Genomic DNA, 23,946 nt, shown 5'->3' on the forward strand with positions numbered 1-23,946 from the left:
ACGCACGCCCGGAGATACGGCATGACCGACTCAGCCCTCTCCCATTCGCAGGACGCGGCCACGCCACCGGACCGTCTGACGCATGTCAACCTGATCTGGATCGAACAGCGGGTCGAACACTGGATCCGATTTGGCGACGCGGCCGAGGAACGGATCATCGACCGCCGCCGCCGCGTCCTGTCTTTCTCCCCGGACAGCGTCTTCGCCTTCGTCCGCTGGGTCGCCAACGAGCATGGCACGATCCTGTCCCGCGTCGCCATCCTGCGCGCCGTCACGCCCGGACAGCCCCATCAGACCGTGCCCTCGGTGCGGCCCGGCGGCGAAATCCTGCTCGCCATCGGCGGCTGGCCGAAGGTCGAGCGGGTGCTGCAAGCGATCGACGCCATCGAAGCCATCGGCATCGATCCGACCGAGGTTTCCCCCGATCATTGGCGGCATCTCCACAACCGCCTGACCGCTGGTCAGGAGCCGCGCCCCTACAGCCGCCTCCAGCACCGGGCCTTCCTCCTGCGCCGGAGGGCGGCGCCATGACCCGTTTCGGTTATGCCGTCACCATGTGTTTTTCCGTCCTCGCCATCGGCGGCCTGTCTCTGTTGTCGGTGACGCCGCAACTGCTGTGGAACGTCACGGCCAGCGCGCCGGTCGGCCTCTACGCCTTGCGACCGGATGGCGCTCCGGCGCTCGGCGATCTGGTCGTCGTCCGACCGACCGAGCCGCTGGCCGCTTTCCTCGACCAGGGCGGTTATCTGCCCCAGGGCGTGCCGCTGCTGAAGCGGGTGGCGGCGTTGCCGGGACAGACCGTCTGCCGCTCCGGCGTCACCGTCACCATCGACGGAACCACCGCCGCCACGGCGCGGCGCCACGACCATCTCGGGCGTCCGCTGCCGACCTGGAGCGGCTGCCTGACGCTGCGGCCCGGCGAGATTTTCCTGCTCAACCGTCATCCCGACAGCCTCGATGGCCGCTATTTCGGGCCGGTCCCGGCGGCCACGCTGCTCGGTCGCGCGCAACCGCTGCTCACCGACGAGGCTGGAGACGGCGCTTTCGACGAACGCGCGGCGGCGCGCTGAACGCCCCCCCGTGGCCTACGCCCATGCCCATCCTCCCCTCTTCACCCCCTTTCAGGAGCACACGCCATGTCCCAGATCGGTCACTTCACCCGCAGCCCATCCGGCTTCGACGGTCGTTTGCGCACGCTCACTCTCGACGTCTCCTTGGTCCTGGTTCCGGCGACGGCGTCGGACGCCGAGAACGCGCCCGACTACCGCGTCCATCTCGACACGGAAGACGGGCCGGAGGTTGGAGCGGGCTGGAAGCGCAGCAGCGAAAAGGCCGGACATTTCGTCTCGCTGCTGCTCGACGACCCGGCCTTCAGCCAACCGATGCGCGCCAATCTGTTCCAGTCGCCCACCGACAAGACGCTCTGGACGCTGCACTGGAACCGTCCGTCCAAACGCGACGACCGGGGCTGACGTCATGCCATCGCCGTCCCATCCCCTCACCGTCAAGCGGGCCGCCGTCAACCGTGCCGTAACGTGGTCGCGCACCGCCCGGCGCTCCCTCCCCTTTCTCCTTTCCGGCCTGACCTGCCTGCTCAGCCCGCCCGCCTTCGCCCAGGCGGGCGACGCCGCGCAAACGGCGTCCATGGCGCCGCTGGACCGCCATCCGCCGGACGATCCGGTGGCCGCCGCCATCGCCGAGGCGTCGCGACGGTTCGGCCTTCCCACCACCTGGATACGCGCCGTGATGCGGGCGGAAAGCGGCGGCGATCCGCGCGCCGTCTCGCCCACCGGGGCCATGGGCCTGATGCAGATCATGCCCGCCACTTGGGAGGAACTGCGCGTCCGCCATGCCCTGGGCGACGACCCGTTCGATCCGCGCGACAACATCCTGGGCGGCGCCGGCTATCTGCGCGACCTGCTGGACCGCTACGGATCACCGGGCTTCCTCGCCGCCTACAACGCCGGTCCCGGACGCTACGAGGAGCGTCGCAGCGGACGTCCCTTGCCAGACGAGACGCGCGCCTATCTGGCGACGCTTGCCCCCCTGCTTGACGGCGCCGGACAGCATAGCGCCGGACAGCCGGTCCCGGTGGGAACAGAAGGCGCGACGCATCCCCCAACCTGGACCGCCGCGCCGCTGTTCGTCGTGCTGGTGGACCGCAGACCGACCGTCAATCCGGCGCGGTTTGGTCAACCGTCCAACGGCCTGACAGCGGTCTCCGCCACGCGCGATCCGTCCGCCATCCTGCCACAACCGGAGGGGCTGTTCGTCGCTCCGTCCCGTGCCGATCTGTCGGCAAGCCGTCCCCGCGCCCTGACGAACCCTGGCGCGCCAACGGATGGGACGAACGGTCAGGCGGGAGGATCGGACGACCACGACCACCGGACGGCAAGATAAAAGCCGGTCGCCGCGATCATTTCAAGCCCTTGACAGGGCTTGCAATTCCGCGAGCCGGTCGGTCGGAGCGGGGCCGCTTCCGCCAAATTTCCCCATGATGTCAACGGCCCAACCGGCTCCCGGCGAGCAAACCAAAGCGAAAGCCGCCCCCGATGAACAAAGACGACGGTGACGTCAAGGTCCGCCCAGGACGCATCCGCTCCACCCGCTCGCCGCAAGCCAAGAGCTTTCTCAATCAGGTGCTGCGCGCCGCCAAAACGGCGGGACATGTCTCCGGCCAGACGGGCGGCGGCAAAGGCTCCGTTGGGCGTTCGGGCTTCGGGCGCGGACGGATCCGCTTCAGCCGATCCCGCCTGTTCACCCCAACCCGGCGCGTCGTCGTCAAGGCGCGCGTCGTTCGCCACCAGGGCAAAGCCTTCCGCTCGGCCCCGCTCACCGCGCATCTGTCCTATCTCAAGCGCGAGGGCGTCACCCGGGACGGCGAAAAGGGCGTGATGTTCGACGCCGGGTCGGAGCGCGCCGAGGACGCCGCCTTCGCCGAGCGCTGCCAGGACGACCGCCACCATTTCCGCTTCACCGTCTCGCCCGAGGACGCCGGAGAGATGGTCGACCTCAAGGCCTTCACCCGCGATCTGGCGCGGCAGATGGAGGCCGATCTGGGAACCACGCTGGATTGGGTCGCCGTCGACCACTGGAACACCGACAACCCGCATGTCCACCTGCTGGTGCGCGGCGTCGATGATGCCGGGGCCGATCTGGTCATCGCCCGCGACTACATCAGCCACGGGCTGCGCTCGCGCGCCGAGGATCTGGTGTCGATTGAACTCGGCCCCCGCCCCGAACACGCCATCCGCCACGCCCTGGAACGCGAGGTCGGCGCCGAACGCTGGACCCGCCTCGACGCCGAGATCCGCTTCGCCGCCGACGATCTGGGCGGCATCGACCTGCGGCCCGACGCCTCCAGCGAATCCGATTCCGACATCCGCCGCCTGATGGTCGGTCGGCTTCAGCGCCTGGAACGGATGGGGCTGGCCGCGCAAAGCCGCCCCGGCGAATGGGTGGTGGCGCTGGAGGCCGAACAAAAGCTCCGCGACCTCGGCCTGCGCGGCGACATCATCAAGACCATGCACCGCGCCTTCACCGAACGGGGCCAGGACCGTGGCGTCGCCGATTACACCGTCGACTGGATTGGCGGCGACGCGCCGATCATCGGTCGGCTGGTGGGCCGGGGGCTGCACGACGAACTGACCGGCGAAGCCTACGCCGTGATCGACGGCATCGACGGTCGCGCCCATCATGTCCGCTTCCCCAGCGTCGCGGCCTTCGCGCACGCCCCGCCGCCGGGCGGCATTGTGGAGGTGCGCCGCTTTGGCGACCCGGAAGAGGAACGCCCCACCCTGGTCCTGGCCCACCGCTCCGATTTCGATCTGGACCGCCAGATCGCCGCGCCCGGCGCCACCTGGCTCGACCACCGTCTGGTCGAGCGCACGGCGACGCCCCTGGCCATGGGCGGTTTTGGCGCCGAGACGCACACGGCGCTGGATGCCCGCGCCGAGCATCTGATCGCCGAGGGGTTGGCCCGGCGCCAGAAGGACCGGATCGTCTTCCAGCCCAACCTGCTGGCCACCCTGCGGCGACGGGACCTGGACGCGGCGGGCGCCGAACTGGCCGCCAAGACCGGACTCCCCCACCAGAGCGCCGACGCTGGCGACCCTGTTTCAGGCGTCTACCGCCAACGCCTGACGCTGTCGTCCGGGCGCTTCGCGATGATCGACACTGGACTGGGCTTCCAACTCGTCCCCTGGTCGCGCGAGATCGAAACCAAGCTCGGCCAGCGCGTCTCCGGCGTCGCCAAAGCCGGTGGCGGCATCGAATGGAGCATCGGGCGGAAACGGGACTTGGGACTTTGAGGCTCAGAGAATGGCGATGCGGCAGCGATCAAGAACCAGCGCCAGTTCGGGGCAGGCGGACAGCTTGCGCCGTGACCCGGCGGCGAGCTTGAACAGAGCGCGGTCATAGACCGCGATGTTGTACCGCCGAACATCGCGTTGCGCAGCCCGTGCCCGTCCTTCTCCTGTATCTGCGCCCTCCCGCATCCGGTTCCACGACACGCGACCGTCACGGCTTGAAATCACGGTTTCCTTCGGTCGATGTCATGGTCTGTCATGATGGAGGCGATCATGTCCGCCACCAGGATCCTTTGGGGTCAGATTATCGCCGTCCTGCTGATCGTGCTGGCCGCCACCTGGGGCGCCACCGAATGGACGGCCTGGCGGCTCGGCTTTCAGCCTGAACTCGGCTCCCCCTGGTTCACCCTGTTCGGCTGGCCGGTCTATCACCCGCCGATCTTCTATTGGTGGTGGTACGCCTACGACGCCTACGCGCCCGATGTCTTCACCGAGGGGGGCTGCGTCGCCGCGTCGGGCGGCATCTTGGCGGTCATCGTCGCGATCACCATGTCGGTCTGGCGGGCGCGTGAGATCAAAAAGGCCGAAACCTACGGCTCCGCCCGTTGGGCCAACCAGAAGGAGGTGAAAGCCGCCGGTCTTCTCGGTCGGGACGGTTTGGTGCTGGGAAGGCTGGAGCGCGCCTATCTGCGCCACGACGGGCCGGAGCATGTGCTGTGCTTCGCGCCCACACGCTCCGGCAAAGGCGTCGGCTTGGTGGTGCCCTCGCTGTTGACCTGGCCCGGATCCGCCATCGTCCATGACATCAAGGGCGAGAATTGGCGGATCACCGCCGGCTTCCGCGCCAGCCACGGTCGGGTGCTGCTGTTCGATCCGACCAACCCGCGCTCCGCCGCCTACAACCCCTTGCTGGAGGTGCGACGCGGCGCTGGGGAGGTCCGCGACGTGCAGAACGTCGCCGACGTCCTGGTCGATCCCGAGGGATCGCTCGACAAGCGGAACCACTGGGAGAAGACCAGCCATTCCCTGCTGGTCGGCGCCATCCTGCATGTCCTTTACGCCGAGGCGGACAAGACTCTGGCCGGTGTCGCCGCCTTCCTGTCCGATCCCAAACGTCCCATCGAGAAAACCTTGCGGGCGATGATGACCACCCGCCATCTCGGCGAGGCCGGGCCGCACCCGGTGGTCGCCTCGACGGCGCGGGAACTGCTCAACAAATCGGACAACGAACGCTCCGGCGTGCTGTCCACCGCCATGTCGTTCCTCGGCCTCTACCGCGACCCGGTGGTGGCCGACGTCACCCGGCGGTGCGACTGGCGGATCGCCGATCTGGTCGCCGACCGCGCCCCGGCCACCCTCTATCTGGTGGTGCCGCCATCCGACATCAGCCGCACCAAGCCGCTGATCCGTCTGGTGCTCAACCAGATTGGCCGCCGTCTGACCGAGGATCTGCACGCCAAGGACCAGCGCCACCGCCTGCTGATGATGCTGGACGAGTTCCCCGCCCTGGGCCGTCTCGATTTCTTCGAAAGCGCCCTGGCCTTCATGGCGGGCTACGGGATCAAGGCGTTCCTGATCGCCCAATCGCTCAACCAGATCGAGCGGGCCTATGGCCCGAACAACGCGATCCTCGACAACTGCCACGTCCGGGTCAGCTTCGCCACCAACGACGAGCGCACCGCCAAGCGGGTCTCCGACGCGCTGGGCGCCGCCACCGAGATGAAGGCGATGAAAAATTACGCCGGCAGCCGCCTGTCGCCCTGGCTAGGCCATCTGATGGTGTCGCGCTCCGAAACCGCGCGGCCCTTGCTCACCCCCGGCGAGGTCATGCAATTGCCCCCCACCGACGAGATCGTCATGGTGTCCGGCGCTCCGCCGGTGCGGGCGAAGAAAGCCCGCTATTACGAAGACCGACGATTCGCCGAGCGCGTTCTGCCGCCGCCCGATCCCCGATCTTGCGGAGTCTCGTCACGGGGCGATGGTTGGTCGCCCCTGCCGCCGCGCAACCCCGATCCGGGCTTGCTGGCCGAAATCGAGAAAGCCGAGGAAGACGGCGCCAACGGCGGCCTGCGCCGCGAGCCCGACCTTCCCGAGCATGTCGACATCGCCGCGAAACCGCGTGACGCAAAGCCCGTGAACGAGTTCGCCCTGGTCCAGGACGACGCCCCGGAAGACGCCGCCCGACAGCGCCAAGCCCTGCGTCGGCGCATGCAAGGGGTGGCTCGCCAAGCCGCCCTCGATCCCGCCGATGATCTTGGCCCAACAATCTAGGACTGTGAGGCCCCATGCGCAGCCGACTGAACGTCTCTTTTCCTCCGGCCATGCTGCGCGAGATCGGCGAACTGGCCGACCGCCGCAAGCTCTCCCGCTCGGCCATCGTCGAGGCCGCCGTCGCCTCCTTCCTCTCCCCCGACGGCGCCGACCGGCGGGAGGCGGCCTTCACCCGCCGCCTCGACCGGCTGTCGCGTCAAGCCCAGCGGCTGGAACGCGATCTCGGCATCACCGCCGAAACCCTGGCGCTGTTCGTCCGCTTCTGGCTGACCGTCACCCCACCCTTGCCCGAGGACGCCCAGGCCAGCGCCCAGATCAAAGGCCGGGCGCGTTTCGAGAATTTCATCGAGACCTTGGGGCGGCGGCTCCAGAAGGGCCAAAGCTTCCTGCGGGAGATTCCCGAGGATGTTGACGGGTGGGAGTCGGAACTGAATGAGCAAGGGGGCGAGGGTGACGCTTAACATTCGCTCCTGGCTTCACCGTCGCCCACCCTCGCACGTCCTCAACCGTCAGCAATTCCGCCAATCCCCTGTCTTTGCGCGCCAAGGCCCTACTACCACCAAGCCCATGTTGCGCCTGACTGAATTCTGGTTCTTCTAATCATCCCCGTCACCGATCCCACCCTCACGGGATCGGCCCAGACCGGGGATGATCATGACCCCTGCCGCCACCCAGTCCGAAGCCTTCGCCCGCAGCACCCGCATGCTGCGCACCGCACTGGGATCGGCCATCGCGGCCTTCCTCGAAGACCCGGCCGTCGTCGAGGTGATGCTCAACCCCGACGGCAAGCTGTGGGTGGATCGGTTGACGGACGGGCTGGCCGACACCGGGGCCACCCTGCCGCCGACCGACGGCGAGCGCATCGTCCGGCTGGTGGCGCATCATGTCGGCGCCGAGGTTCACCCCGGCGCCCCCCGCGTCTCCGCCGAACTGCCGGAAAGTGGGGGGCGCTTCGAGGGACTGCTGCCGCCGGTGGTCGCGGCCCCCTGCTTCGCCATCCGCAAACCGGCGGTGGCGGTGTTCACCCTGGACGACTATGTCGCCACCGGCGTCATGGCCGCCGGGCAGGCCGAAACCCTGCGCCGGGCGGTCGCCGCCCGCAAGAACATCCTGGTGGCGGGCGGCACCTCGACCGGCAAGACCACCCTGACCAACGCGCTTCTGGCCGAAATCGCCACGACCGCCGACCGGGTGGTGCTGATCGAGGACACCCGCGAGTTGCAATGCCGGTCGCCCAATCTGGTGGCGCTCAGGACCAAGGACGGCGTCGTTTCGTTGTCCGATCTGGTCCGTTCCGCCCTTCGTCTGCGCCCCGACCGCATCCCCATCGGCGAGGTGCGCGGGGCCGAGGCGCTCGACCTGTTGAAGGCCTGGGGCACCGGCCATCCCGGCGGCGTCGGCACCATCCACGCCGGGTCCGCCCTCGGCGCGCTGCGTCGTCTTGAACAGCTCATTCAAGAGGCGGTGGTCGTCGTGCCCCGCGCCCTGATCGCCGACACCATCGACCTCATCGCCGTTCTGGCCGGTCGGGGACGGAATCGCCGCCTGGTCGAACTGGCCGAAGTCGCCGGTCTCGATCCCCTCACCGGCGACTACCGCGTCCTGTCCCTCACCGCCACTGGAGACGTCTCATGAGCCGATTCGCCCTGCGCGTCCGCCGCCATCTGGCGACCGCCGCCGCCGTCACTTTTGTTGCCCTGGCCTGGACTCCCGCCGCCCACGCCTCGGGATCCTCAATGCCGTGGGAGACGCCGCTGCAACAGATCCTCGAATCCGTCCAGGGGCCGGTCGCCAAGATCATCTCGGTCATCATCATCACCGTCACCGGCCTGACGCTCGCCTTTGGCGACACCTCGGGCGGCTTTCGGCGGTTGATCCAAATCGTCTTCGGCCTGTCCATCGCCTTTGCCGCCTCCAGCTTCTTCCTGTCCTTCTTCTCCTTTAGCGGCGGAGCGCTGATCCGATGATGGACGCCAACCCCGTTCCCGGCTTCCACGTTCCGGTCCACCGGGCGCTGACCGAACCGATCCTGCTGGGCGGCGCGCCGCGCGCCGTGGCCATCGCCAACGGGACCCTGGCCGCCGCCATCGCGCTGGGCCTGCGGCTGTGGATCCCTGGCCTGATCCTCTGGGTCGTCGGGCACGCCGCCGCCGTCTGGGCGGCCAAGCACGACCCGCAATTCGTCGAGGTGGCCCGCCGCCACCTCCGTCACCCGGCCCATCTCGGGGTGTAGGCGATGCTGAACCTCAGCGAATACCGCCATCGCCCGGCCAGTCTCGCCGATGTCCTGCCCTGGGCGGCGCTGGTGGCGCCGGGCGTGGTGCTCAACAAGGACGGCAGCTTTCAGCGCACCGCGCGCTTTCGCGGGCCGGACCTCGACAGCGCCACCCCGTCCGAACTGGTCGGCGTCACCGCCCGCCTCAACAACGCCCTGCGCCGCCTTGGCTCCGGTTGGGCCTTGTTCGTCGAGGCCGACCGCCGGACGGCGACGGACTACCCGGACAGCCGGTTCCCCGATCCCGCCTCGGCCCTGGTCGATCTGGAGCGGCGGGACGGTTTCGAGCAGGACGGGCTGCATTTCGAGAGCCGCTGTTTCCTCACCATCCTGTGGTTGCCGCCAAGCGACGAGGCCGGACGGGCTGAAGGCTGGCTCTTTGAGGGCAAAGCGGCGCGCGGCGTCGATCCGTGGGACTGGCTGCGCGGCTTCATCGACCGCACCGACCGGATGCTGCGCCTAATCGACGGTTTCGTCCCGGAGGTGGCCTGGCTCGACGACGGCGAAACCCTGACCTATCTGCATTCGACCATCTCCACCAAGACGCAGCGCGTGCGGGCGCCGGAGATCCCGATGCATCTCGACGCGCTGCTGGCCGACCAGCCCTTGATCGGCGGGCTGGAACCCAGGCTCGGCGCCGCCCATCTGCGCACCCTGACGGTGACAGGTTTTCCCACCGCCACCCATCCGGGGATTCTCGACGACCTCAACCGGCTCGCCTTTCCCTACCGCTGGTCCACCCGCGCCATCCTGCTCGACAAGACCGAGGCGACAGCGCTGTTGACCCGCATCCGCCGCCAATGGTTCGCCAAGCGGAAATCGATCGCCGCCATCCTGAAGGAGGTGATGACCAACGAGGCCGCCGTCCTGGTCGATTCCGACGCCGCCAACAAGGCCGCCGACGCCGACGCGGCCTTGCAGGAGTTGGGCGCCGACGATGTCGGGCAGGCCTACGTCACCGCCACCGTGACGGTCTGGGACGAGGATTCCGGTCTCGCCGCCGAAAAGCTGCGGCTGGTCGAGACGGTCATCCAGGGCCGCGACTTCACATGCATGCCCGAATCCCTGAACGCGGTGGAGGCCTGGTTGGGGTCGCTGCCCGGCCATGTCTACGCCAACGTCCGTCAGCCGCCGGTCAGCACCCTGAACCTCGCCCACATGATCCCGTTGTCGGCGGTGTGGGCTGGGCCGGAACGGGATGAGCATGCCCAAGCCCCGCCGCTGTTCTTCGCCAAGACGGAAGGGTCGACGCCGTTCCGCTTCGTCCTGCATGTCGGCGATGTCGGCCACACGCTGGTGGTCGGCCCGACCGGGGCCGGAAAGTCGGTGCTGTTGGCCTTGATGGCGTTGCAGTTCCGGCGTTACCCTGGATCGCAGGTCTTCGCCTTCGATTTCGGCGGGTCGATCCGCGCCGCCGCGCTTGGGATGGGCGGCGACTGGCATGATTTGGGCGGCGACGGCGGCGTCGCCCTCCAACCGCTCGCCCGCATCGACGATCCGGCGGAACGGGCGTGGGCCGCCGCCTGGGTGGCCGGGATTCTCAGCCGGGAAGGGGTGACGGTGGACGCCGCCGTCAAGGAGCGTCTGTGGTCGGCGCTGGGATCCCTGGCCTCCTCCCCGGAGCAAGAGCGCACCCTCACCGGCCTCGCCGTGCTGCTGCAATCCACCGCCCTGAAACAGGCCCTTCAGCCCTATTGCGTCGGCGGCCCCTTCGGGCGGCTGCTCGACGCCGAAAGCGAACGGCTGGGCGACGCCGACGTTCTGGCGTTCGAGACCGAAGGGTTGATCGGCGGCGGCGCGGCCCCCGCCGTGCTGACCCATCTGTTCCACCGCGTCGAGGGGCGGCTCGACGGTCGCCCCACCCTGCTGATCATCGACGAGGGCTGGCTGGTCCTCGACGATCCCACCTTCGCCCAGCAGCTCCGCGAATGGCTGAAGACGCTGCGCAAGAAGAACGCCAGCGTCGTCTTCGCCACCCAGTCGCTCTCCGACATCGCCGACAACCCCATCGCCCCGGCCATCGTCGAAAGCTGCCCGACCCGCGTCTTCCTGCCCAACGACCGCGCCATAGAACCGCAAATCACCGCCATCTACCGCCGCTTCGGCCTCAACGACCGCCAGATCGCCATCATCGCCCGCGCGACGCCGAAGCGCGACTATTACGGACAATCGCGCCAGGGCAACCGGCTGTTCGAGCTGGGTCTGGGGCCGGTGGCCCTCGCCTTCTGCGCCGCCTCCGGCAAAGCCGACCACGCCGCCATCGACAGGGTGATCGCCGAGCATGGGCGCGACGGTTTCGCCGCCGCCTGGCTGCGCGAGCGCCGCCTCGGCTGGGCCGCCGACCTCATCCCCAACCTGACCAACCTGGAGGCCGCGCCATGACCAAGCGCCGTTCCCGTCTGTGCGTGCCGCTGCTGACCGCCGGACTGACGCTGTCGTCCGCCCAGGCCCTGACGGTCTTCGACCCGAGCAACTACGCCCAGAACGTCATCCAGGCCGCCCGCGCCCTGGAGCAGATCAACAACCAGATCGCCTCCCTGACCAACGAGGCCCAGATGCTGGCCAATCAGGCCAGGAATCTGGAACGCCTGCCGACCTCGACGCTGTCCGGCCTGCTGACCTCGGTTCAGCGCACCCAGCGCCTGATCGCCCAGGCCCAGACCATCGCCTACGACGTCGAGCGGATCGAAACCGCGTTCTCCGGCCCCTACGGCGCCGCCGCGCCGTCCTCCTCCGACGCCGCCCTGATCGCCGACGCCCAGACCCGTTGGAAGACCTCCGTCGGCGCTTTCGAGGATTCCCTGAAGACCCAGGCCGTCGTGGTCGGCAACATCGACGACGCCACCGACGCCATGACGGCGCTGGTCTCGGCCAGCCAGTCGGCCAGCGGCGCGCTCCAAGCCGCCCAGGCCGGGAACCAGCTCCTCGCCCTGCAATCCCAGCAGCTCTCCGACCTGACCGCCCTGCTGGCGGCCAAGGCGCGCGCCGACGCTCTGGAACAGGCGCGGACCGCCAGCGCCGAATCCCAGGGCCAAGTTCAGTACCGGCGTTTCTCCACCCGCAGCGGCTACGCCCCCCACGCCGTGACCATGTTCGGGGAGTGACCCGCGATGAACAACGTCGGCGTCATCGACCTCTTCCTCGCCACCTTCACCACCTCCATCGACAGCGGCTTCGGTTTGCTGAAGGGGGAGATGGCCTCTCTGTCGTCGACGCTGATCGCTCTCGACGTCACGCTGGCGGCGCTGTTCTGGGCCTGGGGCGCCGACGAGGACGTCGTTCAGCGCCTCGTCAGGAAAACCCTCTCCATCGGTTTCTTCGCCTATCTCATCGGCAACTTCAACGGCCTCGCCAAGCTGCTGTTCAACAGCTTCGCCGGTCTCGGCCTGCTGGCGGGCGGCTCCTCGATCGGCGCCGCCGAATTTCTTCGGCCCGGCCGCCTCGCCCAGGTCGGGCTGGACGCCGCCCAGCCGCTGCTGGACGCGGCCAGCACCATGATGGGCGTCACCGCCTTTTTCGCCAACTTCGTCCAGATCGCCGTCTTGATGGTGTCCTGGCTGATCGTGCTGGTCGCCTTCTTCCTGCTCGCCGTCCAGCTCTTCGTCACCCTGATCGAATTCAAGCTGACCACGCTGGCCGGCTTCGTGCTGATCCCCTTCGCCCTGTTCGGCAAGACGGCGTTCCTCGCCGAGAAAGTGCTGGGCAACATCGTCGCCTCGGGCGTCAAGGTGATGGTGCTGGCGGTGATCGTCGGCATCGGAACCGGCCTGTTCGGCCAATTCACTGCGGGTTATGGCTCCAGCCACCCGACCATCGAACAGGCGCTGTCCGTGGTTCTGGCCGCCCTGGCCATGCTGGGTTTGGGGATCTTCGGCCCCGGCATCGCCACCGGCCTGGTCTCCGGCGCGCCGCAGCTTGGGGCCGGGGCGGCGGTCGGCGCTGGCCTCGCCGTGGCCGGGGTCGCCGCCGGAGCCACCGCCGCCGTCGCGGGGGGAGGAGCCGCCCTGGCTGGCGCCGGTCGCGCCACCGCCGCCGCAGCGCAAGGCGCCGCCCGCACGGTGGGCGCGGCCTCCAGCGCGTACGCTCTCGGGTCCGCCGGACAATCGGGCGTGGCCGGGGTGGCCTCCGGTCTGGCCGGGGTCGGCAAGGCCGCTGGACAGGCCGCCGCCGCTCCGATCAAACACGCGGTGAAGAGCGCCGCCGACAGCCTGAAAGAGCAGCATCAGGCGGGCGCCCGTTCCGCCGTCGCCGCCACCGGCGGGGCTTCGACCATGGGCGCCGTCGCCGACGCTGACGGCGCCACAGCCACGTCCGCCCCCGACACGGCCACATCCCCGCCGGACTGGGCCAAACGCCTGCGGCGCAGCCAAACCATGAGTCATGGCGCTTCCGCCGTCGCGCACGCCATCCGCTCCGGCGACAGCGGCGGCGGTGGTCATTCCGTCGATCTCTCCGAAAGGGACCGCTGATGACGCCCTTCCATTGCGCCTCGGCGCGCTACGGTCGCACCCCCGAACCGGAAACCCCCTACCAGAAGGCCGCCCAGGCCTGGGACGAGCGCATCGGCTCGGCCCGGGTCCAGGCCCGGAACTGGCGGCTGATGGCCTTCGGCTGCCTGTCGCTTGCCGCCGGGTTGGCCGGAGGGCTGATCTGGCAGTCCGCGCGCGGCAGCGTGGTTCCCTGGGTGGTCCAGGTCGACACGCTGGGGGAGGCTCAGGCGGTCGCTCCCGCCGAGGCCGATTACCACCCCACCGATCCGCAGATCGCCTGGCATCTGGCCCGCTTCATCGACGAGGTGCGCGGCGTCCCGGCGGACCCCGTGATCGTCCGCCAGAACTGGCTGCGCGCCTATGATTTCACCAACGCCGCCGGCGCCGCCGCCTTGAACGATTACGCCCGCGCCGAGGATCCCTTCGCCAAGGTTGGCCGCCAGCAGATCGCCGTCGACGTCTCCAGCGTCATCCGCGCCTCCCCCACCAGCTTTCGCGTCGCCTGGACGCAGCGCCGCTATCAGGACGGGGCCTTGACCGACACCACCCGCTGGTCGGCGATCCTGTCGGTGCTGATCCAACCCCCGCAAGACGCTGACCGGCTGCGCAAGAATCCGCTCGGCGTCTTTGTCACCGCCATCAACTGGTCGAAGGAGTTGGGACCATGATCCCTGTCCGCGCTGTCGGCTTGCCTGCCCTGCTGCTGCCCGGCCTGCTGCTCGCCGCGTGCGCCGGAACGGCGCCGCCGCCGGACATCCGTTACGACGACGCCACCCCAGCGACAGCGATCCTGGATCCGCCGCCGCCCGTCACCCTGGTTCCAATCCCGGCCCCCCTGCCCTTGCCCGGCCAACTGAAGCGGATTCCCGGCGGCGCAGCCCCACCGGAACCCGGAACCCCAGCCCTCCGCGTCGAGCAGGCCAACGCCGCCGCCCGTGTTCAGCCGGTCCGCGACGGCTTCATCAACGCGATCCAGGTCTACCCCTATTCCAGCGGCGCCCTCTACCAAGTCTACGCCGCCCCCGGGCGGATCACCGACATCGCCTTGCAGGAGGGCGAGCGGTTGGCGGGGGCCGGTCCGGTCGCCGCCGGCGACACCGTGCGCTGGATCATCGGCGACACCGAGAGCGGCGCCGGGGCCGCGACAAGACTCCACATCCTGGTCAAGCCGACACGGCCCGACATCCAGACCAACCTCCTCATCAACACCGACCGCCGCACCTACCATCTGGAGCTGCGCGCCACCGCCGCCACCTACATGGCCTCGGTGTCCTGGCAGTATCCCGAGGATCAGCTCATCGCCCTGCGCCGCCCGAACAAGGAGGCGGACGCCCGACAACCGATCGCCACAGGCGTCGACATCGCCTCGCTCAATTTCCGCTACGTGATCGATGGCGACGACGCGCCATGGAAGCCGGAGCGCGCCTTCGATGACGGAGCGAAGGTCTACATCGAGTTCCCCTCCGGCGTCGCCCAGGGCGAGATGCCGCCCCTGTTCGTGGTCGGTCCGGCTGGCGGCCCGGAACTGGTGAATTACCGGGTGCGGGGCCACCACATGATCGTCGACCGCCTGTTCGCCGCCGCCGAACTGCGCATGGGCGACGAACACAGCCAGCGCCGCGTCCGCATCCGCCGCATTGACGGAAGGCGGCCATGACCACGCCAACCACCGATCCACCTCCCCCCGCGCCGCAAGCGCCGACGGCGGAACCAAACCTGCGCCTGCGCGCCGAACATCCCCGCGTGACCCGGCTGTCGCGCCGTGCGCTGGTCGTGCTGGGCGGAATCTCCGCCCTGGCGGTCGCCGCCACGCTGGGGTACGGCCTGCAAAGCCGAAAGAACGCCGGACCAGCGCCGGACCTGCTGGGAGCGCAGGGCCGACCTGCGGCGGAGGGCTTGGCCGGACTGCCGCAGGATTACGCCACCGTGCCGAAGCTCGGACCTGCCCTGCCCGGCGATCTCGGCAAACCGATCCTGAGCGCTCAGAACCAGGGCAAGCCGGTCAGCGTTCCAACGCAAGGCCCCTCCCCCATCGAGCAACGCCTGGCCCAAGAGACCGAAGCGGCCCGCGTCAGCCGCCTGTTCGCCCAGACCAGCCAGAGACGGGAGAACGCCGTCCCCCCGCCGCGAACCGTCGATACGGAAACCGTCAAGGCGAACGGCACGCCTCCCGTCGAGGCGGACATCTCCCAGACCACGCAGGACCGCAAGCTGGCCTTTGTCGCGGGTGGCGTCGACCGCCGCGCCGATCCGGCGTCACCCTATGCGCTGCAAGCCGGGGCCGTCATTCCAGCCGCCCTGATCACCGGCATCCGCTCCGATCTGCCCGGCCCGATCATCGCCCAAGTCACCGAAGCGGTCTATGACAGCCCCACCGGCCGACATCTTTTGATTCCCCAAGGCGCACGGCTGATCGGCCAATACGACAGCTCCGTGGACGTCGGCCAAAGCCGAATTCTGCTGGTGTGGACCCGCCTCATCCTGCCAAACGGCAAATCCATCGTGCTGGAGCGCCAGCCCGGCGCCGACCCGCAAGGCTATGCCGGGTTGGAGGACGGTGTCGATCACCATTGGGGGGCGCTGCTCAACGGCGCGTTGCTCTCCACCCTGCTGAGCGTTGGCGCCGAAGCCGGATCCTCCGGCCAGGACGACGCCATCGTCCGCGCCTTGCGCCAGGGGGCCTCCAACAGCGTCAGCCAGACCGGCCAGCAGATCGTGCAGCGTCAACTCAACATCCAGCCGACCTTGACCATCCGACCCGGCTTCCCCGTTCGCGTCATCGTCACCCGCGATCTCGTTTTGGAACCCTATGGAGGCTGACCCATGGACAGGCTGAAGCTGACCGTCATCCCCGACGACAAGCCGGTGAAACTGACCATCGCGATGCCAGCGGCGGTGTTCCGCGACCTCGCCGCCTACGCCGAGGCGATCCGCCGGGAGGGCGGACAAGCGGCGGGGCCGGAACCGGCGACGCTGATCGTCCCGATGATCCAGCGCTTCATGGCGACAGACCGGGCGTTCGCCAAGGCCCGTCGCAAAAAGGTCGGCCCGCTCGATTCTCCGGGTGAATTGTAGAGCAGGGCTTGGCCCAACCTCACTCCATCGGAATATTGCGCAACAGGCAATCGACGCAGCGGGTCGACAGGATCCGGCCCAAACGCTCCTTCAGCACGGCAACCCGATCATGACTTGCGGCGCCCGCTTCGGGTTTACCATCCTCTTGCGGTTCGGAGCGATCCATCCGGGCCACGCAGTCCGCGCAGGGTTTCGCCAGCACCCTGGCCAGACTGAGGAAACGCCGCAAGGCAGGATTGTCGTTCTCCGGCAGCCACACGGCATGAAAGAACAAGCTTTCACCACGGATCGGTCGGTACGCCACCCCACGAAACGGCTCGGTCGCCCGCGCCTCGCCCACCACCGTCACATCCGCGCCGTCCGCCACGACATGCATCACCGTGTCCCGGTAAACCGCCAACAGAGCGACGTTCGGCTGGACGCCAAGACCCATGAGCCGCTTCGTCACACACTGTTGAAGCTCCGGCCCTGGAGGCGTCGCGCTGAAGATCAGACGCCGCCCGTCGAGATCGCTCCATTGAACGCTTTCCCGATGACAAAGGGAGTTGTTCGTCGCCATGGCGACGAAGACCCGCTCGCTCCACAGACGGACGCTGTCACACCCCTCGCCCTCGACGGCGTGAGCCAGAAAAGCGATGTCGAGCCGATTCTGGCGGATGGCGAGAATATGGTCGACCGTGCTCGCCTCGGCATAGACGGTTTCCACATCGGCATAAATCGCCCGATGGACGTTGATCAGCATCGCTGGAAACGCGCTGGTCGGCGACGACAGCACACCAATGCGCAGGATTCCCTCCCGCCCGGCGCCAGCAACCTCGGCTTCATGCAACGCCTCATTGAGATCGGCCATCAGCCGATCCGCACGCTGGATGAATCTCTTTCCCGCGAAGGTGAGCTGCACACCATGGGAACGCCGATTGAACAGGGAGGCGCCGATCCTGTCCTCCAAATCACGGATGCAACGGCTCAGAGCCGAGACTTGAATCCCCAGGATCGCCGCCGCGCGGCGGAAGCTCCCCTGTTCCGCCGCCGCGATGGCGTACCGGAGATGGCGCAATTCGATCCCGCTGTCCATCGCCCCCTCTCGACAGGACGTTCACGCTGACGCTCCCTTTGGTAGCGATGGGAGAGCGCAGATTACCCCCCCCCCTCGATTATCGACAGAGTTTTCTCATGAGCTGCGACTGTTGGAGAGACTTGCCAATTGGCAGAATAACGTGGTTCCGCCTCAGCCATTGGGACAATTTTGATGAATCTGAACAGGTAGGTGCTGTTAAAATAGGCGGCGTTCACGAGTCTGAGGGAAATTTGTCAGACTACCTGGGCGGCATGGTGCCTTTCGAGGCGGTTCTCCGACAAAGGGAAACTCCAGTACGCACCGCAGGAATGAACGGAACGTTCGCCGCCGATCACGCCGCCGCCGAGCCATACGCCTGCCGACCCTTCCGCCTTGCAGCATGAAGGCCCCCCAGGTTTGCGACGGTCTCGTTGGAAGAAGCTATCGCTATTTTTAAACAATGGAGCTCTGCGAATCGGCCCGCCAGTCCAACGGATCATCCTACAAGCCAAGAGCTCCAGCTGATCCTTCTCCTATCAGCTCCGGCGCCACAGGAAATCCGTTCTGCTGCCGGATCCTCCATTTCCCAACCATTGTCGCCCGCTTCGCCAAACAAGGCCATGACACGTTGCCACCGGTAACAAGGTCGATGAAGGCGGAGTCAAAAGATTGTGCATGATATTGACCGTCTCTCCATTTGCGCGCAATTTTGGAAGCGTGGCAGAGGGGAAGCCAAGATGCGGGCGATTGGGTACAGTTTTCTAGCTGCGATTATCGGGTTCGGAGTGGCTGGTGCGGCCGGTGCCCGAGATCTCTCGTTGTCTAACGACGACATCCGCTCCCGCATGATCGCGGAATCCATCAGGGGCTATGCCGGCAACTGCCCATGCCCCTTCAGCACCATGCGAAATGGACGGCGTTGCGGCGGCAACAGCGCCTACAGCCGACCGGGTGGCCAGAAACCGCTCTGCTTTGCGGACGATGTCTCCCCAGCGATGATCGAGCGTTACCGCAAGACTCACGCCCAGCCAACTGCGGGCTAATCGGCATGTTGAACCCCTCACGAATCAGCCTTGGAATCGCTCTCGGGTTGCTCGGCACCTTGGCGGTTACACCGGCGTCGGCGGACGGCGTGCCGAACTGGATGCGGGACGCCGGTAACGGTCCGCATCCGTTTCGGGCCTTCCAAGTGCAGGAGAACGGCCAAATCGCCGCCACCGCCATCATCGGAGGCACGGCGTGGCCGCTGCGCTGGAAGCTCCGGGGAATTGAGACACCGAAGCCGGGCGGGTTGGCAGAATGCTCCGACGAACGTGAGCGCGCCGCCGCGATGGCGCGCGGCGTCCGCTTCTTGATCCAGTTCAAGCCGACCTCGATTACCGACATTGCTCCAGACCACGAGCCCGGTGTGCTGACGGGCCGTGTCCTCCTGGACGACGGTCGCGACCTTGGCGACCTGTTGGTCGGCTTCGGCTTCGCGCGCCGCGAAACTGTGGCCCCCTGGCAAGAGCCCTGGTGCGGCTGGTAGGGAGGCTTGTCCCCGTGTCTCTCACGATCATCGCCAACCGCCGCCTCTGGCCAGCAGTGTCGGCGCCCCGCTGGCCCAATGGTTGGCGTGCTCCCGCGTTTCGCCAGCGGTGTCGGGAATGCGGATGGACCAAACCGTCATTCGGTCTTTACAGAACCGGCGGCCTCGCGGAAATAGCGCGTGATGAACAGCCGAACCGCGCCGCTGACTGTCAAGCCCTTCGGACGCATTCGGGCGACCTCGGTGCATAGGCTGTCGATGCCACGTCCCTCCCGCTTGGAAATGTCCTTCAGCGCATCCCAGAGCGGATCCTGGAGACGAATCGAGGTGCGTCGACCGTCGATCTTTATACAGCGCCCTGGAGTGATATCGAAATCCTGGCGCACCTGTCCAAGCGCCGCCTCCATCATCGGCGACAGTGGCTTTCCGGCTGGGCGGGATAATTTGCTCTCCCGACCGCGCGTTTTCCGTCCAGCTCCTTCGCCATCGCCGGATGCGGTTGACATCTTTTCGTTCATGGTTCGACCCATTCGGTTGGCGAGAAGGCCGCTGGTTGGCGCCGTGGCGGTTTGTGACCGCCTCGGTGACGATCCAGCGCGCCGTCAGGTGCCGGTTGGAGTGTCGGAGCTGGTAAATTGGGAGCGGCGGATGATCCCTTTCGCGAGATAGGGGATGCTGAACACGATCACCGCGTAGGCAAGCCCCCAGCCGTATGCCTTGGCGAACACCAAGCATCCGACGACGGCCAAACCACCAAAAATCCGGCTTACGGCATCGCGCCCGAGAGCCACATAGACGGCGACACTGGCGAGATACAGCAGGAAGAAGTTCTGCCCCGCCGTCATCAGCAGCGTCTCCAGCGAGACGATTCCCATGGCTTGCGCGATCAACACCACCCCGAACATCAGCGTTATCCCGCCGACCGCAGCCCGCGGTGTGCCACTTCCATTTACGGCGCCAAGACGGAGGGATGCCGGCGCCCACCCGCGACGGCCGATGTCGAACAGAAGGCGCGACGCCGCCCAACACGCCCCGTTCAGGTTCACCACGATGATGCCCGTCACCAGAACCGCGACGGTCGCACCCGGCGCACGGCCACCGGCCAAACTCTCCACCACCGCGAGGAATGGCGCACCCGCGAGCCTCGGGCTGTCGAGCGGCACCAGGGCCTGCACCGCCGCCGAAATGCCCAGGTAAAGCCCGGTCACGATCAGGAAGCTGAGGATCACGGCGATCGGAAAGTCGCGCTTGGGGTTCTTGAATTCCTCGGCCGTGAAGGCCAGCATCTCCCAACCCGTGAAGGCGAAGAAAGCCAGAGCCGCACCGCTCCACACACCAGACAGCGAGGGTGAGCCCGCGCCGAAGTTGATCGCTTCCCAACGCGGCGCCGCTCCCAAAGCCACCAAAACCAGACAGCCGACCAGCACCATGACCACGATGTCCTGGAGCCGGCCAGCGACCTTCGCGCCAGCCCAGGAGGCGAGGAGGCCTGTGGCGAGAAGGAGCGCGCCCACTGCGGCGGTCAGCGTCGGCGCGGTGGCGGAGTCGATCCCGAAACCCTGGACGATGTAGGTGGCCCCGGTCAGCGCGATGGCCGGGATGCCCAGCGCAAAGGTGCCCAGCAGCAGGTAGGAGGTGCCGATGGCCGCCCCAGGGAAGGCCTCCGCCACGAAGCCCGACACGCCGCCAGCGGACGGAAAACGCCGGCCCAGACTGGCGAAGACCACCAGGAGCGGTGCGACGATCACCGCGTCCAGGCACCACGACCAGAGCGCCCACCCCCCAGCCTGCTGGTAGACCAGCCCGGGAAGCGCCAGCATCCCGGCGCCGACGACGATGCCGATTGCCAGCGTCACCGCGCCGAAAAGGCCGATGGTCGGTCGCAGGGCGTTCGAATCAGGAGCGCTCATTGGCGATGATCCTCTCGTGATGGTAGGGAGCCAGAACAGCGTCGTCGGGGAGGTCGAACACGGCGGTCACACGGTCGCCGATCATCACGGCGGGAACGCTTTGCTTTTCGAGGGTCGCTCGCGGGAAGGTCGTCTCGTGCCACGGACACGTGATCGACCCGGTCTTATGGTTGCCGGCGCCCAGGAACAGCGGACCACCGCGGTGCGGACATTTGCCACCGCACAGCAACGGTTTGTGCCCCTCATGGGCGAGCAGGAAGTAGTGGACTTCGCCCGCCAACACGCCGTTGTTCTGCGTGCGATCAAATTCAACGACTCTCATGCCACCAGCCCCAGGCCGGCAGCCTTACGGATGCGGTAGGTGCAGGTGTCGGACAGCACCCTGGTGCCGTGCAGACGACCGCCGGGAATGACGATGGCTTGCCCCGCCACGAGTTCGATCGAATGCTGGGGGCCAACGGTGAACTCGACAGCGCCTTCGGTGATCTCGAACAACTCAGGCTCGTCGTGGATGTGCGGCACCGAGATTTCACCCTTCGGCTCGGTGAACGTCAGTATGTTCGGACCAGTCCAGGCATCCGGATGCGCGGCGCAGTAATCGCCGGCCATGGGCGCCTTGAACAGCCGGTCGGCAAAGGTGAGTTGCTCGATCAGATCCCGGTCGGCCAGCGTCTGGAGCAGTTTGAACTCCTCGAAGCCACGCACGATGTCCGGCAGAATCCACTCCCCGCACCGCTCGACCAGCGGTACGATGACGCGTTCCATCGCCATGCGTCCGTGGTGGACGTCAATTTGCTGGTGCTCGTCAAAATAGCGGGTGTCCACCTCGTCGCCGAAAATATGACGCAGCATTTCGGACTGCTGACGATTGGCCTCAGCAAGCGTCGCCTCGGTGTAGAGCAGCGCGCCGACATAGCGACCGATATGCTTATGATTGCGCGAGACGAGGTGAAAGTAGTTCACCAGAGCCAGCGATGAGGGTAGGAAATATTGCCAGTAGGCGTGCGCCCGATGATCGAGGCTGCGGCTCTTCAATGTGGTTTCGAAGATCGTGGAGTGCTTTGACGACGACACCCCATAGCCGTATTCGTCGATCAGAATCGTGAAAAGTCCTGATTGCGCCGGTCCGTAGTTGCCCAGGACGTTGCGCGCCATGGCCGACGCCTCGGTGATGAAGTCAGACGCCAGTTGCACCAGGAACTCATCGGCGAGCGCCGCCGGATTGCGCGCGTTGAGAATCGCGCGTACGACCGCGCTCTCCCCGGTGTTGGCCTGGGCCAAGACGTGTTCCGCGTAGGCGCGGAACGACCCCAGGCTCCAGTTGCCGGTGATGTCGATTTCGGCGTCGAGAAAGCCGAACAACTGGCGCTCCAGGCCCGGACGCATCTGTTCACCGAGACATTTCAGATCGTCGTCATAGAAGCTCGCGAACGCGTCGCGCCGGTGCCGGTCCATGGTTTCCGGCAGGAACAGCAATTCCGCCTCATAGACCGTGGTGAGCAGGCGGTGCCCGAACAGGGCCGCGTTGCAGGCGACCCGCGACCGGTCGAGCTTGGCCGTCAGGTCGATGGTCGGGGCGTCCTGCGGGCGGAGCGGCCGGTGGAACGGGTTGTCGTCGCTGTGAAACGACAGCGGCTGGCCGAACAGGGGGTGGGCGGAAAACGAAGCCGCCAGACCATTCAGATCGGTGTACGGATCCGAATTGCGTCGGCGGACGGCATGACCAGACATCGCGGACTATCCTCGTCTTGGTGGTGGTGACGAGGACAGTACAAATCTGATTGTCCAGTTTGACCGATCAATGCGTCCAACGGTAACGTCATTTCGTCGGGATGATGCATACAAAGGGGTGCAAATTGGTGGTTAAACATCCTTTGGACGTGGATGCGGTGGATGAGCTGATTCTGTGCCATCTGGAGGCGGACGGTCGGCAATCCGTCCAGGAATTGGCCCGCAAGGCCAAGCTTTCCCGCAGCGCGGTCTACGCCCGAATGCAACGTCTGATCAGTACCGGGGTGATTGCCGGGTTCACGATCCGCCGTGGTGGTGCCATGCTGAAACCAATTGTATCAGCTTATATGTTTCTCTACCTGACAGGACCCATCTGTGAAAAGGTCGCGAAGGATGTCGAGAAAATTCCGCAGGTTAAACTCAGCCAGTCCATTGGTGGAGAGATCGACATGATCTTGACCGTGGAGACAGGAAGTCTTGAGGAATTGAACGATGTCCGAAACCAGATCGAAATCATCAAGGGTGTGCTCAGGGTTCATACGAGCGTCATTCTCAAGGAGCGCTTCAACCGGCTCCGGCGCTGATCCCGCTCGGTCAGTTCATGTTTGGAGGCGCTGCGGTGATGGACGTCGGCTCCGCCTTCGCCTCGTCTTGAATGTTCTTGACACGTTCGGGAGGCGCGACGGCCAGCCGGTTGTAGGAGACGATGAACACCTCGGCGGCTCTACCCAGGGCCTTGGCGCGGGTGGACCGGCAGCGATCCGAGAGCGCTTCGAACATCTCATCCAGGCCCAGGCTCTCCTGCCGACAGATTTCCTCAAGAATCACCCATACAGTGCTGTGCAACTTAATATTCCGAATGGATTTTCCGAGGTCGATCCGACGGATCTCATGTTCGCCTTCCAACCAGGACGAGGCGTTCGTTGGATCCAATTCCAAGGCGGGGGCGGGTTTCGCAGTCATGCTGATACTTTCCATTCCTCTCAGCGGAATCGGCGAAGTCAATGGCGTCATCCCTCGGGTCGCCGCCTGTGCGGAGACAGCAATGAGGGCGAGCGATATCGCGGCGATCATGGACTTGAGCATCATCGCTTGATTCCCCTGCGCTTGGCCATCTGCTGATCGGCGGAATTCATCCGACAGCATAAGCACTTGGGACAGAAAGGGGAACGACCGAGGTTGGTGCATCGAGGGCGGCACGGACATTATCTTCGGATATTTTTTCCTTCATAGGTCTCCTTTTCTGGATTCCCGTTCGGTCATACGGCAACCGATGAGCCGCCAATCTTATCGGTTGGCGCC

26 protein-coding genes are annotated in these 23,946 nt (G+C 66.8%); 19 read left to right on the top strand and 7 right to left on the bottom strand.

The window, feature by feature from the left end; translation table 11 throughout:
• Positions 1 to 21: 21 nt before the first annotated feature.
• The 5 genes from ACODS4_RS13220 to ACODS4_RS13240 all read left to right on the top strand — a co-directional run bounded on the left by ACODS4_RS13220 (position 22) and on the right by ACODS4_RS13240 (position 4,310).
• Positions 22 to 531 (top strand): DUF2840 domain-containing protein, encoded by a 510-nt coding sequence (locus ACODS4_RS13220; RefSeq protein WP_488864304.1) that lies wholly within the window; start codon positions 22 to 24, stop codon positions 529 to 531.
• Positions 528 to 1,070, top strand: a complete 543-nt coding sequence (locus ACODS4_RS13225; RefSeq protein ID WP_488864306.1) for a S26 family signal peptidase — start codon at positions 528 to 530, stop codon at positions 1,068 to 1,070. The genes ACODS4_RS13220 and ACODS4_RS13225 overlap by 4 nt, the downstream gene beginning before the upstream one ends.
• 66 nt (positions 1,071 to 1,136) lie before the next feature.
• The gene (locus ACODS4_RS13230) at positions 1,137 to 1,472 is read left to right on the top strand and encodes a DUF736 domain-containing protein (RefSeq protein WP_488864308.1); all 336 of its coding nucleotides are present in this window, start codon (positions 1,137 to 1,139) and stop codon (positions 1,470 to 1,472) included.
• A 4-nt stretch (positions 1,473 to 1,476) separates the two neighbouring features.
• A complete protein-coding gene (locus ACODS4_RS13235; protein WP_488864310.1) occupies positions 1,477 to 2,400 on the top strand; it encodes a lytic transglycosylase domain-containing protein in 924 nt (307 codons plus the stop codon).
• 152 nt (positions 2,401 to 2,552) lie between these two features.
• Complete coding sequence (locus ACODS4_RS13240; protein WP_488864312.1) at positions 2,553 to 4,310, top strand: relaxase/mobilization nuclease domain-containing protein; 1,758 nt, start codon at positions 2,553 to 2,555, stop codon at positions 4,308 to 4,310.
• Positions 4,311 to 4,313: 3 nt separating this feature from the next.
• On the opposite strand, the gene ACODS4_RS13245 is transcribed toward ACODS4_RS13240, so the two are convergent.
• Positions 4,314 to 4,535 (bottom strand): hypothetical protein, encoded by a 222-nt coding sequence (locus tag ACODS4_RS13245; RefSeq protein WP_488864314.1) that lies wholly within the window; start codon positions 4,533 to 4,535, stop codon positions 4,314 to 4,316.
• Between the two features lie 45 nt (positions 4,536 to 4,580).
• Here ACODS4_RS13245 and ACODS4_RS13250 point away from each other — a divergent pair, with 45 nt between their 5' ends.
• The 12 genes from ACODS4_RS13250 (at position 4,581) to ACODS4_RS13305 (ending at position 16,418) form a co-directional block, all read left to right on the top strand.
• Entirely contained in the window at positions 4,581 to 6,578 is a 1,998-nt protein-coding gene (locus ACODS4_RS13250; protein WP_488864316.1) for a conjugal transfer protein TraG, read from the top strand.
• 14 nt (positions 6,579 to 6,592) lie between these two features.
• On the top strand, positions 6,593 to 7,039 hold the full coding sequence (locus tag ACODS4_RS13255; RefSeq protein WP_488864318.1) for a ribbon-helix-helix protein, CopG family: 447 nt from the start codon (positions 6,593 to 6,595) through the stop codon (positions 7,037 to 7,039).
• A 193-nt stretch (positions 7,040 to 7,232) separates the two neighbouring features.
• Entirely contained in the window at positions 7,233 to 8,213 is a 981-nt protein-coding gene (trbB, locus tag ACODS4_RS13260; RefSeq protein ID WP_488864320.1) for a P-type conjugative transfer ATPase TrbB, read from the top strand.
• Positions 8,210 to 8,545 carry a TrbC/VirB2 family type IV secretion system protein gene (locus ACODS4_RS13265; RefSeq protein WP_488864322.1) on the top strand — a complete coding sequence of 112 codons (336 nt, stop codon included), beginning with the start codon at positions 8,210 to 8,212 and terminating at the stop codon, positions 8,543 to 8,545. Before trbB ends, ACODS4_RS13265 begins: the two co-directional genes overlap by 4 nt.
• Entirely contained in the window at positions 8,542 to 8,811 is a 270-nt protein-coding gene (locus ACODS4_RS13270) for a VirB3 family type IV secretion system protein (RefSeq protein WP_488864324.1), read from the top strand. Before ACODS4_RS13265 ends, ACODS4_RS13270 begins: the two co-directional genes overlap by 4 nt.
• A 3-nt stretch (positions 8,812 to 8,814) precedes the next feature.
• Positions 8,815 to 11,235 carry a conjugal transfer protein TrbE gene (gene trbE / locus ACODS4_RS13275; protein ID WP_488864326.1) on the top strand — a complete coding sequence of 807 codons (2,421 nt, stop codon included), beginning with the start codon at positions 8,815 to 8,817 and terminating at the stop codon, positions 11,233 to 11,235.
• Positions 11,232 to 11,957, top strand: coding sequence for a P-type conjugative transfer protein TrbJ (gene trbJ, locus ACODS4_RS13280; protein ID WP_488864328.1), 726 nt, complete (start codon positions 11,232 to 11,234; stop codon positions 11,955 to 11,957). The genes trbE and trbJ overlap by 4 nt, the downstream gene beginning before the upstream one ends.
• A 6-nt stretch (positions 11,958 to 11,963) precedes the next feature.
• Positions 11,964 to 13,322, top strand: coding sequence for a P-type conjugative transfer protein TrbL (trbL, locus tag ACODS4_RS13285; protein ID WP_488864330.1), 1,359 nt, complete (start codon positions 11,964 to 11,966; stop codon positions 13,320 to 13,322).
• The gene (gene trbF / locus ACODS4_RS13290; RefSeq protein WP_488864332.1) at positions 13,322 to 14,011 is read left to right on the top strand and encodes a conjugal transfer protein TrbF; all 690 of its coding nucleotides are present in this window, start codon (positions 13,322 to 13,324) and stop codon (positions 14,009 to 14,011) included. The genes trbL and trbF overlap by 1 nt, the downstream gene beginning before the upstream one ends.
• Positions 14,008 to 15,000, top strand: a complete 993-nt coding sequence (gene trbG / locus ACODS4_RS13295) for a P-type conjugative transfer protein TrbG (RefSeq protein ID WP_488864334.1) — start codon at positions 14,008 to 14,010, stop codon at positions 14,998 to 15,000. The genes trbF and trbG overlap by 4 nt, the downstream gene beginning before the upstream one ends.
• Positions 14,997 to 16,163, top strand: a complete 1,167-nt coding sequence (locus ACODS4_RS13300; protein ID WP_488864336.1) for a TraB/TrbI/VirB10 family type IV secretion system protein — start codon at positions 14,997 to 14,999, stop codon at positions 16,161 to 16,163. The genes trbG and ACODS4_RS13300 overlap by 4 nt, the downstream gene beginning before the upstream one ends.
• 3 nt (positions 16,164 to 16,166) lie before the next feature.
• Positions 16,167 to 16,418 carry a DUF2274 domain-containing protein gene (locus tag ACODS4_RS13305; RefSeq protein ID WP_488864338.1) on the top strand — a complete coding sequence of 84 codons (252 nt, stop codon included), beginning with the start codon at positions 16,167 to 16,169 and terminating at the stop codon, positions 16,416 to 16,418.
• 19 nt (positions 16,419 to 16,437) lie between these two features.
• Here ACODS4_RS13305 and ACODS4_RS13310 read toward each other — a convergent pair whose 3' ends face one another.
• Entirely contained in the window at positions 16,438 to 17,493 is a 1,056-nt protein-coding gene (locus tag ACODS4_RS13310) for a LysR family transcriptional regulator (RefSeq protein WP_488864340.1), read from the bottom strand.
• Positions 17,494 to 18,565: 1,072 nt separating this feature from the next.
• Between ACODS4_RS13310 and ACODS4_RS13315 the strand changes: the two genes are divergently transcribed.
• Positions 18,566 to 19,003, top strand: coding sequence for a hypothetical protein (locus tag ACODS4_RS13315; RefSeq protein ID WP_488864342.1), 438 nt, complete (start codon positions 18,566 to 18,568; stop codon positions 19,001 to 19,003).
• Positions 19,004 to 19,140: 137 nt separating this feature from the next.
• Here the strand turns inward: ACODS4_RS13315 and ACODS4_RS13320 are convergent, their stop codons facing one another.
• The 4 genes from ACODS4_RS13320 to ACODS4_RS13335 form a co-directional block, all read right to left on the bottom strand.
• Positions 19,141 to 19,521, bottom strand: coding sequence for a ribbon-helix-helix domain-containing protein (locus tag ACODS4_RS13320; RefSeq protein ID WP_488864344.1), 381 nt, complete (start codon positions 19,519 to 19,521; stop codon positions 19,141 to 19,143).
• An 84-nt stretch (positions 19,522 to 19,605) separates the two neighbouring features.
• A complete protein-coding gene (locus ACODS4_RS13325; RefSeq protein WP_488864346.1) occupies positions 19,606 to 20,913 on the bottom strand; it encodes an APC family permease in 1,308 nt (435 codons plus the stop codon).
• On the bottom strand, positions 20,900 to 21,235 hold the full coding sequence (locus tag ACODS4_RS13330) for a Rieske 2Fe-2S domain-containing protein (protein WP_488864348.1): 336 nt from the start codon (positions 21,233 to 21,235) through the stop codon (positions 20,900 to 20,902). Before ACODS4_RS13330 ends, ACODS4_RS13325 begins: the two co-directional genes overlap by 14 nt.
• Positions 21,232 to 22,644, bottom strand: a complete 1,413-nt coding sequence (locus ACODS4_RS13335; protein WP_488864350.1) for an iron-containing redox enzyme family protein — start codon at positions 22,642 to 22,644, stop codon at positions 21,232 to 21,234. The genes ACODS4_RS13330 and ACODS4_RS13335 overlap by 4 nt, the downstream gene beginning before the upstream one ends.
• 128 nt (positions 22,645 to 22,772) lie before the next feature.
• On the opposite strand from ACODS4_RS13335, the gene ACODS4_RS13340 reads away from it, so the two are divergent.
• Positions 22,773 to 23,228: an Lrp/AsnC family transcriptional regulator gene (locus ACODS4_RS13340; protein ID WP_488864352.1), complete on the top strand. Its 456-nt coding sequence runs from the start codon at positions 22,773 to 22,775 to the stop codon at positions 23,226 to 23,228.
• A gap of 10 nt (positions 23,229 to 23,238) precedes the next feature.
• Here the strand turns inward: ACODS4_RS13340 and ACODS4_RS13345 are convergent, their stop codons facing one another.
• Entirely contained in the window at positions 23,239 to 23,733 is a 495-nt protein-coding gene (locus ACODS4_RS13345) for a hypothetical protein (protein ID WP_488864354.1), read from the bottom strand.
• Positions 23,734 to 23,946 lie beyond the last annotated feature (213 nt).

It is taken from the genome of Azospirillum sp. FG154 (genome assembly GCF_057809575.1).

Bases quoted from the DNA above. Each gene is read 5' to 3' on its own strand.
- trbL (WP_488864330.1), top strand. From the start codon at position 11,964: ATGAACAACGTCGGCGTCATCGACCTCTTCCTCGCCACCTTCACCACC.
- trbF (WP_488864332.1), top strand. From the start codon at position 13,322: ATGACGCCCTTCCATTGCGCCTCGGCGCGCTACGGTCGCACCCCCGAA.
- ACODS4_RS13220 (WP_488864304.1), top strand. From the start codon at position 22: ATGACCGACTCAGCCCTCTCCCATTCGCAGGACGCGGCCACGCCACCG.
- ACODS4_RS13255 (WP_488864318.1), top strand. From the start codon at position 6,593: ATGCGCAGCCGACTGAACGTCTCTTTTCCTCCGGCCATGCTGCGCGAG.
- trbJ (WP_488864328.1), top strand. From the start codon at position 11,232: ATGACCAAGCGCCGTTCCCGTCTGTGCGTGCCGCTGCTGACCGCCGGA.
- ACODS4_RS13330 (WP_488864348.1), bottom strand. From the start codon at position 21,235: ATGAGAGTCGTTGAATTTGATCGCACGCAGAACAACGGCGTGTTGGCG.
- ACODS4_RS13345 (WP_488864354.1), bottom strand. From the start codon at position 23,733: ATGATGCTCAAGTCCATGATCGCCGCGATATCGCTCGCCCTCATTGCT.
- ACODS4_RS13305 (WP_488864338.1), top strand. From the start codon at position 16,167: ATGGACAGGCTGAAGCTGACCGTCATCCCCGACGACAAGCCGGTGAAA.
- ACODS4_RS13270 (WP_488864324.1), top strand. From the start codon at position 8,542: ATGATGGACGCCAACCCCGTTCCCGGCTTCCACGTTCCGGTCCACCGG.
- ACODS4_RS13325 (WP_488864346.1), bottom strand. From the start codon at position 20,913: ATGAGCGCTCCTGATTCGAACGCCCTGCGACCGACCATCGGCCTTTTC.
- trbE (WP_488864326.1), top strand. From the start codon at position 8,815: ATGCTGAACCTCAGCGAATACCGCCATCGCCCGGCCAGTCTCGCCGAT.
- ACODS4_RS13320 (WP_488864344.1), bottom strand. From the start codon at position 19,521: ATGAACGAAAAGATGTCAACCGCATCCGGCGATGGCGAAGGAGCTGGA.
- trbG (WP_488864334.1), top strand. From the start codon at position 14,008: ATGATCCCTGTCCGCGCTGTCGGCTTGCCTGCCCTGCTGCTGCCCGGC.
- ACODS4_RS13240 (WP_488864312.1), top strand. From the start codon at position 2,553: ATGAACAAAGACGACGGTGACGTCAAGGTCCGCCCAGGACGCATCCGC.
- ACODS4_RS13310 (WP_488864340.1), bottom strand. From the start codon at position 17,493: ATGGACAGCGGGATCGAATTGCGCCATCTCCGGTACGCCATCGCGGCG.
- ACODS4_RS13335 (WP_488864350.1), bottom strand. From the start codon at position 22,644: ATGTCTGGTCATGCCGTCCGCCGACGCAATTCGGATCCGTACACCGAT.
- ACODS4_RS13250 (WP_488864316.1), top strand. From the start codon at position 4,581: ATGTCCGCCACCAGGATCCTTTGGGGTCAGATTATCGCCGTCCTGCTG.
- ACODS4_RS13230 (WP_488864308.1), top strand. From the start codon at position 1,137: ATGTCCCAGATCGGTCACTTCACCCGCAGCCCATCCGGCTTCGACGGT.
- ACODS4_RS13235 (WP_488864310.1), top strand. From the start codon at position 1,477: ATGCCATCGCCGTCCCATCCCCTCACCGTCAAGCGGGCCGCCGTCAAC.
- ACODS4_RS13300 (WP_488864336.1), top strand. From the start codon at position 14,997: ATGACCACGCCAACCACCGATCCACCTCCCCCCGCGCCGCAAGCGCCG.
- ACODS4_RS13265 (WP_488864322.1), top strand. From the start codon at position 8,210: ATGAGCCGATTCGCCCTGCGCGTCCGCCGCCATCTGGCGACCGCCGCC.
- ACODS4_RS13225 (WP_488864306.1), top strand. From the start codon at position 528: ATGACCCGTTTCGGTTATGCCGTCACCATGTGTTTTTCCGTCCTCGCC.
- trbB (WP_488864320.1), top strand. From the start codon at position 7,233: ATGACCCCTGCCGCCACCCAGTCCGAAGCCTTCGCCCGCAGCACCCGC.